This window comes from Ancylobacter sp. Lp-2 (assembly GCF_020523795.1).
GTDB lineage: Bacteria > Pseudomonadota > Alphaproteobacteria > Rhizobiales > Xanthobacteraceae > Ancylobacter.
The window spans coordinates 499356-514031 of sequence record NZ_JAJALI010000003.1 but is presented as its reverse complement, the minus strand read 5'-3'; the positions used below and the strand labels follow the sequence as shown (position 1 = coordinate 514031).

Sequence of the window (14676 nt, the reverse complement as noted above, 5' to 3'; positions counted from 1 at the left end):
CATGACTCACGACCCCAAGGACCAGTTCAACCGCATCCGCGAGGAAATCACCGACAGCTTCGACGAGGAACTGGAGACCCAACTCGACGAGGACTATCTCGACGAATTGGTGGCCGAGGGCTTGGGCGAGGGCGGTGAGCCGACGCTCGATCGCAAGCTGTATTTCCGCGAGCTCTTCCGGCTCCAGCACGAGCTCATTCGGTTGCAGGACTGGGTGCAGCACAAGAAGCTGAAGGTCGCGGTGCTGTTCGAGGGCCGCGATTCCGCCGGCAAGGGCGGCGCGATCAAGCGCGTGACCCAGCGCCTCAATCCGCGCGTCTGCCGCGTCGTCGCCCTGCCGGCGCCGACCGAGCGCGAGCGCAGCCAGTGGTACTTCCAGCGCTATATCCCGCATCTGCCCGCCGGCGGCGAGATCGTGCTGTTCGACCGCTCCTGGTACAACCGCGCCGGTGTCGAGCGGGTCATGGGCTTCTGCACGCCGGACGAACTGGAGGAGTTCTTCCGCTCGGTGCCGGACTTCGAGCGGATGCTGGTGCGCTCGGGCATCATCCTGATCAAGTACTGGTTCTCGATCACCGACGAGGAGCAGGAATTCCGCTTCCAGATGCGTATCCAGGATCCGCTGAAGCAGTGGAAGCTGTCGCCGATGGACCTGCAGAGCCGGGTGCACTGGGAAGACTACACCCGCGCCAAGGAAGACATGCTCCAGCGCACCCATACGCCCGACGCCCCCTGGTGGGTGGTGCAGGCGGTGGACAAGAAGAAGGCGCGGCTGAACTGCATCGCGCATCTCCTCGGCCAGATCCCCTACGAGACAGTGCCGCGCTCGGACATCGTGCTGCCTGAGCGGGTGCGCCATGCGGATTATGAGCGCCACCCGGTGCCGCCGGAGATGTATGTGCCGGAGAAGTACTGAACGCGGCCGCGGATGGATGGGTGCGTCCGGCACCCATCCGTTTCCGTGCGTCGAGCCCTGCTGATGGCCCCGCCGAACCCGCCGCCGGCCCTCGTCAGGCTCTTCCGACGCCGCTTCTCCGTCGTCCGGGGCGAGCCGTGGGCCACCCGATCGGGGGCCGGCGATCCGGCGTGCATTTGCCTGGACGGGTATGGTATTCACGGACCGGAACGGCAGCAGGCTTGGCGTCGGGTTGCGTGAGCGACGTCTGCGCCGGTCGCCGGCAATTGCGGGTTCGCGGGTGCCAGCGACAGGGCATGGGGCGGTTTCACAAAAAAACGTCCTAGAGGAACGTCCATCATGAAATACGCAGTCGCCGCTGCCGCCCTCTTCCTGACCGTCAGTCCCGCTTTGGCAGACAAGTGGGACCTCTCCACAATGACCTGCCAGCAATTCATCAGCCAGGACAAGTCGACGATCGGCATCATCCTGTCGTGGCTGGATGCCTACTACAAGGATGAGGACGCGCCGCCCGTCATCGATACCGAGAAGTTCGTCCAGAACGCGGAGAAGCTGGGCACTTACTGCGCGGCCAATCCCCAGATCGGGCTGATCACCGCGACGGATACGCTGTTCGGCGGAGACTGAGGCGCGCCTCACCGGAAGCGCCGCGTGCGGGCCGCGTCGGCGCGGGGCGGAAAGAAAAAAGGGGCCAGCAAGCTGGCCCCTGTTCCGTTGTTGCTTGCGCGCGGAAGCTAGCGCGTGCGTGCCGGCGTCTTGCGCACCCGGATCGTGGTGCAGAGCAGCGCCGCGATGATCGGTCCGGCCGCCAGGGTCAGCAGCGCCGGGGTGAAGCTCTGCGTCGCGTCGCGGATCCAGCCGACCAGATACGGGCCGGCGAAGCCGCCGATCTGCGCGAAGCCGTTGATGAAGGCGAGGCCGCCGGCCGCCGCCGCGCCGGTCAGGAACTGCGTCGGCAGGCTCCAGAACACGCCGAGCACCGCCCACACGCCGAAGGCGGCGATGCAGATCGCGACGAGGCCGATGAACGGGGTCGGCGCGAAGGCGCTGGCCGCCAGGAACACGCCGCCGAGCAGGGCGGCGAACGCCGTGTGCCATTTGCGCTCGCCGGTGCGGTCGGAGTTCCGCGCCACCAGGATCAGGCCGATGGCGGCGAAGATGAACGGGATGGCGGTGACGAGGCCGGTCTGGAAGTCGGTGAGCCCGCCGATGGACTTCACGATCTGCGGCAGCCACAGCACGACGCCATACACCGCCATGGCGTTGAACATGTAGATCACCGTCAGCAGCCAGACGCGGTGGTCCTTGAAGATGGCGCCGAAATCGTGCGAGCCGACCTCCTTGATCTGCTCATGCTCGCGCTCAAGCTCGGCGATCAGCCATTTGCGCTCGGTCTCGTTCAGCCAGCGCCGGTCCTGCTCGGGGCGGTCGACCAGGTAGAACAGGGTGAAGATGCCGACGAGCACCGCCGGTATTGCCTCGAGGATGAACAGCCACTGCCAGGCGACCAGGCCGAACCAGGTCGGGTTGGCCGACAGGATCCAGCCGGAGATCGGTGCGCCGATCACCGTCGACAGCACGGTGGCGGTCATGAAGCCGGCGGTCGCCTTGGCGCGATCGCGCTGCGGGAACCAGTAGGTGAGGTAGAGCAGCACGCCGGGGACGAAGCCGGCCTCGGCGAAGCCGAGCAGCAGCCGCATGAAGTAGTAGCTGTGCTCGCCGGAGACGAACGCCATGCCGCCGGAGACGAGGCCCCAGGTCACCATGATGCGCGCGATCCACAGCCGGGGACCGACGCGGCGCATGATCATGTTGCTGGGGATTTCGAACAGGATGTAGCCGATGAAGAAAATGCCGGCGCCGAGCCCATAGGCGGTCTGCGAGAGGCCGATGTCCTTGTTCATGTGAAGCGCGGCGAAGCCGACATTCACGCGGTCGAGGTAGTTGATGATGAAAAGCAGGAAGCAGTAGAAGACGATACGCCAGCGAAGCTTGCTGAGTACGCTTTTGCGGATGCTTTCATCGCTGTCCATCGACAGCGTTCCCGTCGCGACCGACATGGATTCCTCCTAGGGGCGGGCAGATTTGGTGATTGGGTCGGCGCGGCCGGCGACGTTGCGCCGGCCGCCTCGTCGGGGCGATCAGTAGGTGGCGCGGCCGCCGGACACGTCGAAGACGGCGCCGGTGGAGAACGAGGCCTCCTCGCTGGCGAGCCAGCAGACCAGCGCGGAAATCTCCTCGATGGCGCCGAAGCGGCCGACCGGGATCTTCGACAGCATGAAGTCGATATGCGCCTGGGTCATCTGGTCGAAGATCGGCGTCTTCACCGCCGCCGGCGTGACGCAGTTCACCCGGATGTCGGTCTTGGCGACCTCCTTGGCGAGCGACTTGGTGAAGCCGATCACCCCGGCCTTCGAGGCGCTGTAGGCCGAGGCGTTCGGATTGCCTTCCTTGCCGGCGATCGAGGCGATGTTGACGATCCGGCCATAGGCCTTCGTCTCCATGGCGCGGATCGCCGCCTGGTTGCAGTAGAACAGCCCGTTCAAATTGACGTCGATGGTCCGCTTCCAGGCGTCGATCGGGTAGTCGCGCACCGTGGTGTTGGGGCCGGTGATGCCGGCGCTCGCCACCAGAATGTCGAGCCCGCCAAGCGCCAGCACACTGGCGTCCATGGCGCTGGCGACGGCGTCGGCGTCGCAGATGTCCAGCGCCTGGACGTCCTGCGCGCCGGTCGCGGCCTGCGCGGCGGGCAGAGCCTTGGTGTCGAGATCCCACAGGCTGACCTTGGCGCCCTCCGCGACGAGGCGCTTGGCCACGTCGAGGCCGATGCCGGAGGCGGCGCCGGTGACGACGGCGGCGCGGTTGGCGAAGCGATTGGAAAACAGCATGACGCTCCTCCTCAGCCGCGCGACCAGGCGACGACGTCCTGGCGCTGGGTACCGAGCTTCTCGATCCCCAGCGTCATCACGTCACCCGGCTTCAGGTAGACCGGTGCCGGCTTCTTGCCCATGCCGACCCCGGGGGGCGTCCCGGTGGTGATGATGTCGCCGGGCAGCAGCGTCATGAAGCGGCTGACATAGCTGACGATGGTGGCGCAGGAGAAGATCATGGTGCGGGTGTTGCCGGTCTGCATGCGCGCGCCGTTGACGTCGAGCCACATGTCGAGCTGCTGCGGGTCGCCGACCTCGTCGGAGGTCACCAGCCACGGGCCGACCGGGCCGAAGGTGTCGCAGCCCTTGCCCTTGTCCCAGGTGCCGCCGCGCTCGATCTGGAACTCGCGCTCCGAGACGTCGTTCACCAGGCAGTAGCCGGCGACATGCGCCAGCGCGTCCACTTCCTCGACATAGGAGGCGCGGCTGCCGATGACGATGCCGAGCTCGACTTCCCAGTCGCTCTTCACCGATCCCTGGGGGAGCATCACCGTGTCGTCCGGCCCGGAGAGCGAGCTGGTCGCCTTGGTGAAGATCACCGGCTCGGAGGGAATCGGCAGGTTCGATTCCTCGGCATGGTCGACATAGTTCAGGCCGATGGCGATGAACTTGCCGACATTGGCGAGCGGCACGCCGAGCCGGGGCTGGCCGTCCACCAGCGGTAGCGTGGCCGGGTCGAGGCGGGCGAGCGCGGCCAGTGCCGCCGGGGCGAGCGTCGCCGGACCGATATCGGTAAGGACGGCGGAGAGATCGCGGAGGCGGCCGTCCGCATCGAGGAGGCCGGGCTTCTCCGAGCCCGACGGGCCATAGCGCAACAGTTTCACGGCGGTACTTTCCCAGAATGTGATGGAGGAAAGGACGCCTGCGGCAGGTCTGTGTCGGACGCCTCGGCGCAGCCCGCGCGGAGAGCGGGCGGACAGCGTGCGAGCAAGGCGGCCTCGACCGGGCATCAGCGGCGTCGGGCCGGCTGGCACCCCATCTCCCGGAGCATCTTCTTGATTTTGGAAATCCCATATATTGGGACTTCATTGCAATATATGAGATACGAAAGGGCGAAAGCCGCCTGTGTGTCAAGCTGAATTCGTCGCCGGCCGGGCTTCGGGGCAGCCGCGCCATCTGCCTGCGGGCGAGGCCGGCGCGGTTGCGAGGCGCGTTGTCGACGGCCATGCGGGCGGCTAGGTTCGCCGCGTCGCTTTGGGGAGATCCATGCCGAAACGTCCGCCTGCCAGTTCCGCCGCCCATCCGGACGCCGACCCGGCGAGGTCGCCCTCGCGGCCGGCGGGGGCGCCGCCTCAGGGCGCCCAGACGCTGCTGCGCGGGCTCGACGTGCTGGAGGCGGTGGCGGCGGGGATCGGCGACCTGCCGGGCCTCTCCAGCCGGCTGGGGATGACGCGCACCACCGTGCACCGGCTGGCGACGGCGCTGGTTGATCGGCGCTACCTCAATTTCGTGCCGCGACAGGGCTACAGCCTCGGCCCTCGGCTAATGGAGCTCGGCTTCCGCGCCCAGCGCGACATGCCTGTACGCCAAGCGGCGAGCCAGCATCTGAAGCGGCTCGCCGAGCGCACGCAGGACACCGTCCAGCTGGCGATGCTGGATGGCGACGAGGTGCTCTATCTCGACAAGGTGTCGGGGCAGCGCCTGTTCGAGATCCGCTCCACCATCGGCGACCGTCACGCGGTCTGCTCGACCGGCCTCGGCAAGGCGCTGGTGCTCGACATGGATGAGGCGCGCTGGAATGCGTTCTTCGATCTGCGCGAGCCCGGCAATGCCTCGCCATTGGCGCCGACGCGCGAGGAATGGCTCGGGCGCATGCGCGCCTATGCGGCGGCCGGTGTCGCCTTCGACCTCGAGGAGACCGAGGCGCAGCTGCGCTGCGTCGCGGTGCCGATCCGCGATGCCAGCGGCGCCATCGTCGCGGCGGTCAGCGTGTCGAGCTTCGCCCAGTACATGCAGCCGGAGCGGATGCAGGAATTGTCGTCGGAGGTGCGCAGGACAGCGCAGGCGATCGGCGAGGCGCTCGGCTGGCGGGGCCCGCGCTCCTGAGCGGAGGCGTGGAAGCCGGAGTAGGGCGCCGCCGGGGGCGTCGCGGGAGCCCGGCCGGCTGCGGTGCCGCCGGTCCGGGTGCAACGAGGGCCCGCTGCAAGGGGTTCGGGCCGCAGGTGCCAGAGGGAGCCGGCGAGTGCCGTGCCGCCTCCTTCTGGAGCTTCCGCGTCGCCGGGTCGGCGACCCCCGCCGTCAGAACGGGCTGTTCGGGAAATAGAACCGCGCGGCGTTCTCCGGGGTGATCAGCGTCGAGCCGATGATGAAGCGGCCATAGACCGGAGTGTCGGAGACGAAGCGCAGCGCGGTGATTTCCAGCGCGGTCGAGATCAGCGCCGGCGGATAGGTGACGTCGACCGGCAGCTGCGGGTCCTTGTCCATGATCCGCTTGACGATCTCCTTCATGCCGGCGCCGCCGACCACCCACATCTCCTTCTGCCGGCCGGCCTGCGAGATTGCCTCCAGCACGCCCACCGCCATGTCGTCGTCGGCCGCCCACACCGCGTCGATCTTCTTGTGCTTGGACAGGTAGTCCTGCATCACGGAGAACGCCTTGTCGCGGTTCCAGTTGCCGTGCTGCATGTCGAGGATCTCGATGCCCGAGCCGTCGATCGCTTTCTTGAAAGCATCCACGCGCTCATTGTCGAGCGTGGTGGGGATGCCGCGCAGCACGACGATCTTCTGGCCGCTCTTGAGATTGGCCTTGAAATACTCGCCGGCCACCCGGCCGAAGGCGGTGTTGTCGCCGGCGACGTAGAGATCCTCGATGCCGGCCTGCGACAGGCCGCGATCGACCACCGTCACCCATTTGCCGGCTTCCTTCACCGCCTTGACCGGGCTGGTCAGCGGCTCGGATTCGAAGGGCAGCACGACGAGCGCGTCGATGTTGCGCGTCGCCATCATGTCCTCGATGTCATTGACCTGCTTGCCCACCGCGCCGGCGGTGGCGAGCACGAAATCGAGGTTGGGATAGGTGGCCTTGAGCCGCTTGATGGTCTCCTGCGCGTGCCAGTTTAGCCCGCCCATGAAGCCATGCGTCGCCGAGGGGATCGAGACGCCGATGATCGCCTTCTTGCCCTGTGCCGCGACCGGCACGGACAGGCCGGCGGCAGCGGTGGCGAGGGCCGCCGTGGCAAGGAAAGTCCTGCGTTCCATGTTGATTCCTCCCATGTGTCGCCGCTCTCAGGCGGCTGATTTTCCACGCTGCAGCACCACAGCGAGAACGATGATCACGCCCTGGATCGCCCCGTTGAGGTAGGGCGAGACCAGGTCCGCGAGATTGAGGATGTTGTCGATCAGGCTGAGGATCAGCACGCCCACCACCGTGCCCCACACCCGGCCATAGCCGCCCTTGAGCGCGGTGCCGCCGATGATGACGGCGGCGATGGCCTCGAGCTCCCACAGCATGCCGGTCGAGCCCGAGGTCGAGCCGAGGCGCGGCACGTACATGATGGTGGCAAGGCCGACGAGCAGGCCGAGCAGCACATAGGTGAGCAGCCGGATGCGGTCGACATTCACGGCCGAATACAGCGCCACCTTGTCGTTGGAGCCGATGGCCTCGCAATAGCGCCCGAAGCGGGTGTGCCGCATGGCGACCTGCCCGGCGATGGCGACGGCGGCGAAGACCAGGATCGGCCAGGCGACGCCGAACAGGCCGGAATAATAGACCGGCCGGTAGAATTGCCGGACGCCGAAATCGAGGCTGATCGTGCCGCCATCGGCGAGCCAGGTCACCAGCGAGCGGAAGATGCCCATGGTGCCGAGCGTGACGATGAACGGCTCGATGCGCGCCTTGGTGACGAGCAGCCCGTTGCCCAGCCCGGCCAGCAGGCCGACCGCCAGCGCGATCGCCATGCCGGCGAGCACCAGCGGCACACCGACGCCCATGCCCGGCAAGAGCGCGTTCATGGCGAGGATCATCACCCCGGCGATGAAGGCGGCCATCGAGCCGACCGAGAGGTCGAGTCCGCCCGAGGTGATGACGAAGGTCATGCCGACCGCGATCATGCCGATGAAGGCCGAGCGGGCCAGCACATTGGTGACGTTGCCGGCGGACAGGAAATTGTCGTTGAGGAAGGCGCCGAGCACCACCAGCAGGATCAGCGCCAGCAACGGGCCGAGCGCGGAGAGGCCGGGCAGGTGCAGGCCAGTGGCGGGGCGCAGAGTGGCGTCAGACATGATGAGGGTTCCCTGCGGCGTCCTCGGCCGTGCCCATGACGAGGCGCACCACCGCGGTCTCGCTGATGCGCTCGCCCGCGAGGTCGCCGGCGAGGCGGCCATGGCGCATCACCAGCACCCGGTCGGACAGGCCGAGGATCTCCGGCATGTCGGAGGAGATGACGATGACGCTTTTGCCCTCGGCGGCGAGCGCGTCGATGAAGGCGTAGATCTGGCTCTTGGTGCCGACGTCGATGCCGCGCGTCGGCTCGTCGATGATGATGATTTCCGGATCGGCAAGCAGCGTCTTGGCGAGCAGCAGCTTCTGCTGGTTGCCGCCCGAGAGGTTGCCGACCTTCATGTCGCGGCGCGGGGCGCGGATGTCGAAATCGGCGATCGCCTTGCCGAGCGCCGCCTCTTCGCGCGCGGCGGACAGGAACGGCGCGCCGAAGCGGGCCAGCGTCGAGAGGGTCAGGTTCTCGCGCAGGTTCTTGTCCAGCAGCAGGCCGCGTTCCTTGCGGTCCTCGGTGAGGTAGGCCATGCCCCGCGCCGCCGCCTCGCGCACCGAGCCGATCGCCACCGGCACGCCGTTGCGACGGATCTCGCCGGTCGCGGGGCGCAGGCCGACCAGCCCCTCGGCGAGCTCGGTGCGGCCGGAGCCGACCAGGCCGGAAATGCCCAGCACCTCGCCGCGCCGGAGCGCGAAGGAGACATCGGCGACCAAAGGCGGCACGCAGAAGCCGTGCACCTCCAGCACCGCTTCGCCGGGGTGATGACGCTTGCGCGGATAGATGTCCTCGAGGTCGCGCCCGACCATGGCGGTGGCCATGCCGTCCTCGGTGAGTTCGCCGCGCAGCGCCCTGCGCACCACTGCGCCGTCACGTAGCACGGTGACGCGGTCGGCGAGGCGGGTGACCTCTTCCAGCCGGTGCGAGGTGTAGAGCAGTGCGACGCCCTGCGCCCGCAGCCGCTCGATCTGGCGGAACAGCACCTCGACCTCGCGCGAGGTGAGCACGGCGGAGGGCTCGTCCATGATCAGCACCCGCGCTTTTCGCGAGAGGGCTTTGGCGATCTCCACCATCTGCCGGTCGGACACCGGCAGGTCGCGGATGCGCGCCTCCGGGCGAATGGGACTGTCGAGCTCGTCGAGCAGCGCCTGTGTGCCGGCCCGCATGGCGCGGTGATCGAGGAACACCCGGCCGATCTCGCGCCCGAGATAGATGTTCTCGGCGACCGTCAGGTCAGGGGCGAGGTTGAACTCCTGGTGGATCACCACCACGCCGGCCGCCTCCGCCTCGGCGCCGCTGTGATAGGGCGCCGGGCGGCCGTCGAGCCGCACCTCGCCGACGCTCGGCGCGATGAAGCCGCCGAGGATCTTCATGATCGTCGACTTGCCGGCGCCGTTCTCGCCGATCAGCGCATGCACCTCGCCGGCGGCGAGCGCGAAGTCGATGCCGTGCAGGATCTCGATCGGCCCGAAGCTCTTGCGCACGCCGGCGAGCTCCAGCACGGGCGCTACCACGCTCATAACGTCACCCACGCGGCATCGCGCTTCGAAGACTGCACGCAGGCGGCGACGAAACGCATGCCGGCGAGCCCGTCGGCCAGCGTCGGGTAGAGCGTGCCGGCCGGTGGCGCTTCGCCGGTGCGATGTGCGCGGATCGCCCGCGCCGCCTCGGCATAGATGTTGGCGAAGGCTTCGAGATAGCCTTCCGGATGGCCGGGCGGGATGCGCGACACCCGTGCCGCCTCCGGCCCCGCGCCGGCGCCGTTGCGGGTGATCAGCCGCTTTTCCGCGCCGAACGGCGTGAACCACAGCCGGTTCGGGTCTTCCTGCGCCCAGTCGAGGCCGCCCTTGTCGCCATAGACGCGCAGGCGCAGGCCGTTCTCGTTGCCCGGCGCCACCTGGCTCGCCCACAGCATGCCCTTCGCGCCGCCGGCGAAGCGCAGCAGCACATGGGCGTTGTCGTCGAGCACGCGGCCGGGCACGAAGCTGGTGAGATCGGCGGCCAGCGCCTGCGGCGTCAAGCCGGAGACGAAGCAGGCGAGATTATAGGCGTGGGTGCCGATATCGCCGGTGGCGCCGCCGGCACCGGAACGTTCCGGGTCGGTGCGCCATTCGGCCTGCTTGGAACCGGATTTCTCCGCCGCCTCGGTCAGCCAGTCCTGCACATATTCCACCTGCACGAGGCGCAGGCGGCCGAGCGCGCCGGCCTCCACCATCGCGCGGGCCTGCCGCACCATCGGGTAGCCGGTGTAGTTGTGAGTGAGGATGAACAGCGCGCGCGACTTCTCGGCCGCCGCCGCGAGCTTCTTCGCCTCCGCCAGGGTGGCGGTGAGCGGCTTGTCGCAGATCACATGGATGCCGCGCTTGAGGAACTCGATCGCCGGCGCCGCGTGCATGTGATTGGGCGTGACGATGGCCACCGCCTCGATGCCGTCCTTGCGGCGAGCCTCGCTTTTCGCCATGGCAGCGAAGTCGTCATAGGAGCGGGGAAGGCCCAGCGCCTCAGCCGAGGCGCGCGCCTTCTCCGGCGTCGAGGACAGCGCGCCGGCGACCAGCTGGAACTCGCCGTCCAGCCGGGCGGCGATGCGGTGCACCCCGCCGATGAAGGCGCCGGAGCCGCCGCCCACCATGCCCAGGCGGATCGGGGCGTGCTCCGAGGTCGGCGAGGCCGCGATCATCGGTCCAGCCCCAGCAGGCGGCGATTGGCGGCGCGGTCGGTGCCGGCGGCGGCGAAATCGTCGAAGGCGCGCTCGGTGACGCGGATGATGTGGCTCCTCACGAACTCCGCGCCCTCGCGCGCGCCGTCCTCGGGATGCTTCAGGCAGCATTCCCATTCGACGACCGCCCAGCCGTCGAAATCCATCGCCGCCAGCTTGGAGAAGATGGCGCCGAAATCCACCTGCCCGTCGCCGAGGCTGCGGAAACGGCCGGCACGCTTCAGCCAGGGCTGGTAGCCGCCATAGACGCCCTTGCGCCCGGTCGGGTTGAACTCGGCGTCCTTGACATGGAACATGCCGATCCGCTCGGCATAGATGTCGAGATGGTCGAGATAGTCGAGCTGCTGCAGCACGTAGTGCGAGGGGTCGTACAGCATCCTGGCGCGGGGATGGTTGTCGACGCGATCGAGGAACATCTCGAACGTGTCGCCGTCGTGCAGGTCCTCGCCGGGATGGATCTCGAAGCAGATGTCGACGCCGCACTCCTCGGCATGGTCGAGCAGCGGGCGCCAGCGCCGCGCCAGCTCGTCGAAGGCCTCCTCGATCAGCCCGGCCGGCCGCTGCGGCCACGGATAGACATAGGGCCAGGCCAGCGCCCCGGAAAAGCTCACCATGGCGGTGAGGCCGAGATGCCGGGAGGCGGTGAGCGCCTTCCTCACCTGCTCCACCGCCCATTGCTGCCGGGCGGCGGGGTTGCCGTGCACCGAAGCCGGCGCGAACGCGTCGAACATCGCGTCATAGGCCGGATGCACCGCCACAAGCTGGCCTTGCAGATGGGTGGACAGCTCGGTGACGGCGACGCCGTTCGCCTTGGCCTGCCCGGACCAGTCCTCGCACCAGCCCTTCGAGGCGCTCGCGCGGTCGAGGTCGAGGATACGGGGATCGCCGGTCGGCACCTGCACGCCGCTATAGCCGCAGCCGGCGGCCCAGCGCGTGATCGCATCCCAGCTGTCGAAAGGCGCGTCGGCGCCGATGAACTGGGCCAGAAACAGGCCCGGCCCCTTGATGGTCTTCATGTTTCCTCCCGACCGGACCCGCCGGCCAACCGTCTTGTTTTTATGATCGGTTGCAAACAGCGTAGCGGAGTTATGTAATCGATTTCAAGAGGGGTCACGCAACGGAAGAGGCGTCGGGTTGCCGGCGGATGCGCGACCCGTCTATGGAAGGGCAATGGAGCACCAGAGACCGAAGATCATCGACGTGGCGCGGCTCGCCGGCGTGTCGACCGCTACCGTCAGCCGCGTGCTGTCCAACCCGCAGATCGTCACCGCCGAAACCCGCGAACTGGTCGAGGACGCGATCCGGCAGACCGGCTATCGGCTCAACCATGCGGCGCGCAACCTGCGCCACCGGCGCACCGGCGGCGTGGTGGCGCTGGTGCCCAATTTGTCGAACCCGTTCTTCTCGCACATCCTCGCCGGCATGGCGGCGGTCCTGGCGCCGGCCGGCTACAATCTCCTGGTCGCCGATACCCGCACGGCGGGCGGCGACACCGTGCTGGGCTATGCCGAGCCGAGCCGCACCGATGGGCTGATCGTGCTCGACGGCGCGCTGCCGGCCGATGTGCTGGGCCGGCGCCCGGTAGTGCTGGCCTGCGAGTGGATCCCCGGCCTCGCCGCGCCGCGGGTCAAGATCGACAACCGCGCCGCCGCGACCATGGCCGTCAATCATCTGGCCGATCTCGGCCACCGGCGGATCGGCCATGTCGCCGGCCCGCCGGGCAATGTGCTGACGCAGGCGCGCCTCGCCGGTGCCGAGGAGGCGTTGAAGGCGCGCGGCCTGCCGCCGCCGCTGGTGCTGCAGGGCGATTTTTCGCTGGAATCCGGTCGCCGCGCCGGTGCCGAATGGCTGGCCCTGCCGGCCGGCGAGCGTCCCGACGCCATGTTCCTCGCCAGCGACGCCATGGCGTGCGGCTTCATCGGCGAGGTGCAGCATCGCGGCCTCAGTGTGCCGCGCGACGTGTCGGTGATGGGCTTCGACGACATCGAGCTGGTCGCCCACATGACGCCGGCGCTCTCGACCATCCGTCAGCCGCGCGAAGCGATAGGCCGTCGCGCGGCGCAGTGCCTGCTGGCCATGATCGGCGGCGACCCGCTGGCCGAGGACATCGTCCTGCCGGTCGAGCTCGTGCTGCGCGGCAGCACCGCGCCGCCGCGCCGGCAGTGAGGCTCGCCGGCGCCCGGCCCCGCCGGCTCAATGTGGATGAGAGGCCGCCGACACGTCCTTGTCGTGCCGGGCGAAGCGGTCGACCATGGCGGCGCTGGCGTCGTTGAGCCCGACGATCGTGACCATCGCCCCCGCCTTGCGCAGCTTCATCACCGCCTTGTCGAGCGCACCGATGGCGGTGATGTCCCAGAAATGTGCGTGGGTGACGTCGATCACCACCTCGCGCCGGGGCCGGTCGAAGTCGAAGCCGCGCAGGAACACCTCGGCGGAGGCGAAGAAGATCTGCCCGGTGACGGTGTAGGCGACGCGATCACGCGCGTCGTCGATGCGGGCGGTCACATGGACGAGCTGCGCCACCTTGCCGGCGAAGAACACGCCGGAGAGCAGCACGCCGACCAGCACGCCGAGGGCGAGATCATGCGTCGCCACCACGGTGATCACCGTCGCCAGCATCACTGCCGAGGAGGAGCGCGGGTTGGTGCGCAGATCCAGCAGCGAGCGCCAGGAGAAGGTGCCGATCGACACCATGATCATCACTGCCACCAGCGCGGCCATCGGGATGATGCGCACGAGGTCGTCGAGCACCAGGATGAGGAACAGCAGGAACGCGCCGGCGACGAAGGTGGAGAGCCGTCCGCGCCCGCCCGAGGAGACGTTGATCACCGACTGGCCGATCATCGCGCAGCCGCCCATGCCGCCGATCAGCGCCGAGGCGATGTTGCTGGTGCCCTGGCCGATGCATTCCTGGCTCTTGTGGCTCGTCGTATCCGTCATGTCGTCGACGATCTGCGCGGTGAGCAGCGATTCCAGCAGGCCGACGGCGGCCAGCGTCAGCGAATAGGGCAGGATGATCGCCAGCGTCTCGAGGTTCAGCGGCACGTCGGGGAGCGCGAACACGGGCAGGCTCGACGGCAGCTCGCCGAGATCGCCGACGGTCCGCAATTCCATCCCGCTCCACCACGCGAACAGGGTGAGCGCGGCGATGGCGACCAGCGGGGACGGCACGGTCTTCGTCACTCGCGGGAACAGGTAGATGATGGCGAGCCCCGCCGCGATCATCGGATAGGTCTGGACGGGCACGCCGACCAGTTCCGGCAGCTGCGCCATGAAGATGAGGATGGCCAGCGCGTTGACGAAGCCGGTGATCACCGAGCGCGACACGAAGCGCATCACGCGGCCGAGCCGCAGCAGGCCGGCGACGATCTGGATGAGCCCCATCAGGATGGTGGCGGCGAACAGATATTGGAGGCCGTGGTCGCGGACGAGGCTGACCATCACCACGGCGGTGGCGGCGGTGGCGGCGGAGATCATGCCCGGCCGTCCGCCGACGACGGCCGAAACGCAGGCAATGGCGAAGGAGGCGAACAGGCCGACCTTCGGATCGACGCCGGCAATGACCGAGAAGCCGATGGCTTCCGGGATCAGGGCGAGGGCGACGACGATGCCGGCGAGCACATCGGCACGAATATTGGCGGTCCAGTCGCGGAAGTAACGGGAGGTCGATATCATGGGAAACTTCGCAAAGAGCGTGCGTCTGCCGGGGGCGGCAGTGAGCGAGGCGCTGCATGTGCGTGATCCGGCGGATCGGCGGCCGGAAGAGCCACCCGGGATTTCACCGGGTCCAGATGAATGCCTGTGAGCTAGATCAATTCCTGCGGCGGCGCAACATGCGCGGGCATCACGGCCGCGGCCGATCAGGCCGGATGCCGGTTCCGCTGGCCCGGCATTTATCTGCGCAGG

Annotated in this window: 13 protein-coding genes and 1 other annotated feature; of the genes, 4 read left to right on the top strand and 9 right to left on the bottom strand. The window is 68.3% G+C overall.

Annotation, left to right across the window (positions count from 1 at the left end):
• Position 1: 1 nt before the first annotated feature.
• Together ppk2 and LGR54_RS10720 are read left to right on the top strand one after the other, a co-directional pair.
• Complete coding sequence (gene ppk2, locus LGR54_RS10725; RefSeq protein ID WP_230361944.1) at positions 2-916, top strand: polyphosphate kinase 2; 915 nt, start codon at positions 2-4, stop codon at positions 914-916.
• Positions 917-1255: 339 nt separating this feature from the next.
• A complete protein-coding gene (locus LGR54_RS10720) occupies positions 1256-1543 on the top strand; it encodes an HdeA/HdeB family chaperone (RefSeq protein WP_230361943.1) in 288 nt (95 codons plus the stop codon).
• A gap of 107 nt (positions 1544-1650) precedes the next feature.
• Here LGR54_RS10720 and LGR54_RS10715 read toward each other — a convergent pair whose 3' ends face one another.
• The 3 genes from LGR54_RS10715 to LGR54_RS10705 all read right to left on the bottom strand — a co-directional run bounded on the left by LGR54_RS10715 (position 1651) and on the right by LGR54_RS10705 (position 4670).
• Positions 1651-2976, bottom strand: a complete 1326-nt coding sequence (locus tag LGR54_RS10715) for an MFS transporter (RefSeq protein WP_230361942.1) — start codon at positions 2974-2976, stop codon at positions 1651-1653.
• 81 nt (positions 2977-3057) lie between these two features.
• Positions 3058-3804, bottom strand: coding sequence for an SDR family NAD(P)-dependent oxidoreductase (locus LGR54_RS10710; RefSeq protein WP_230361941.1), 747 nt, complete (start codon positions 3802-3804; stop codon positions 3058-3060).
• Between the two features lie 11 nt (positions 3805-3815).
• Positions 3816-4670 (bottom strand): fumarylacetoacetate hydrolase family protein, encoded by an 855-nt coding sequence (locus LGR54_RS10705; RefSeq protein WP_230361940.1) that lies wholly within the window; start codon positions 4668-4670, stop codon positions 3816-3818.
• A gap of 382 nt (positions 4671-5052) precedes the next feature.
• Here LGR54_RS10705 and LGR54_RS10700 point away from each other — a divergent pair, with 382 nt between their 5' ends.
• Positions 5053-5892 carry an IclR family transcriptional regulator gene (locus LGR54_RS10700; protein ID WP_230361939.1) on the top strand — a complete coding sequence of 280 codons (840 nt, stop codon included), beginning with the start codon at positions 5053-5055 and terminating at the stop codon, positions 5890-5892.
• Positions 5893-6084: 192 nt separating this feature from the next.
• Here the strand turns inward: LGR54_RS10700 and LGR54_RS10695 are convergent, their stop codons facing one another.
• From LGR54_RS10695 to LGR54_RS10675, 5 genes are read right to left on the bottom strand one after another with little or no spacing between them, the layout of a single operon-like run.
• Positions 6085-7044 (bottom strand): ABC transporter substrate-binding protein, encoded by a 960-nt coding sequence (locus tag LGR54_RS10695; RefSeq protein WP_230361938.1) that lies wholly within the window; start codon positions 7042-7044, stop codon positions 6085-6087.
• A gap of 27 nt (positions 7045-7071) precedes the next feature.
• A complete protein-coding gene (locus tag LGR54_RS10690; protein WP_230361937.1) occupies positions 7072-8067 on the bottom strand; it encodes an ABC transporter permease in 996 nt (331 codons plus the stop codon).
• Positions 8060-9574 (bottom strand): sugar ABC transporter ATP-binding protein, encoded by a 1515-nt coding sequence (locus LGR54_RS10685; RefSeq protein WP_230361936.1) that lies wholly within the window; start codon positions 9572-9574, stop codon positions 8060-8062. Before LGR54_RS10685 ends, LGR54_RS10690 begins: the two co-directional genes overlap by 8 nt.
• Positions 9571-10731, bottom strand: a complete 1161-nt coding sequence (locus LGR54_RS10680) for a Gfo/Idh/MocA family protein (protein ID WP_230361935.1) — start codon at positions 10729-10731, stop codon at positions 9571-9573. The genes LGR54_RS10685 and LGR54_RS10680 overlap by 4 nt, the downstream gene beginning before the upstream one ends.
• On the bottom strand, positions 10728-11786 hold the full coding sequence (locus LGR54_RS10675) for a sugar phosphate isomerase/epimerase (protein WP_230361934.1): 1059 nt from the start codon (positions 11784-11786) through the stop codon (positions 10728-10730). Before LGR54_RS10675 ends, LGR54_RS10680 begins: the two co-directional genes overlap by 4 nt.
• 154 nt (positions 11787-11940) lie before the next feature.
• Here LGR54_RS10675 and LGR54_RS10670 point away from each other — a divergent pair, with 154 nt between their 5' ends.
• On the top strand, positions 11941-12936 hold the full coding sequence (locus tag LGR54_RS10670) for a LacI family DNA-binding transcriptional regulator (RefSeq protein WP_230361933.1): 996 nt from the start codon (positions 11941-11943) through the stop codon (positions 12934-12936).
• Between the two features lie 27 nt (positions 12937-12963).
• Here LGR54_RS10670 and LGR54_RS10665 read toward each other — a convergent pair whose 3' ends face one another.
• Positions 12964-14445 (bottom strand): SulP family inorganic anion transporter, encoded by a 1482-nt coding sequence (locus tag LGR54_RS10665; RefSeq protein WP_230361932.1) that lies wholly within the window; start codon positions 14443-14445, stop codon positions 12964-12966.
• A 61-nt stretch (positions 14446-14506) separates the two neighbouring features.
• Positions 14507-14562, bottom strand: a sequence feature (sul1 is cis-regulatory element that is thought to sense ions involved in sulfur or methionine metabolism; They are found in Alphaproteobacteria).
• Positions 14563-14676 lie beyond the last annotated feature (114 nt).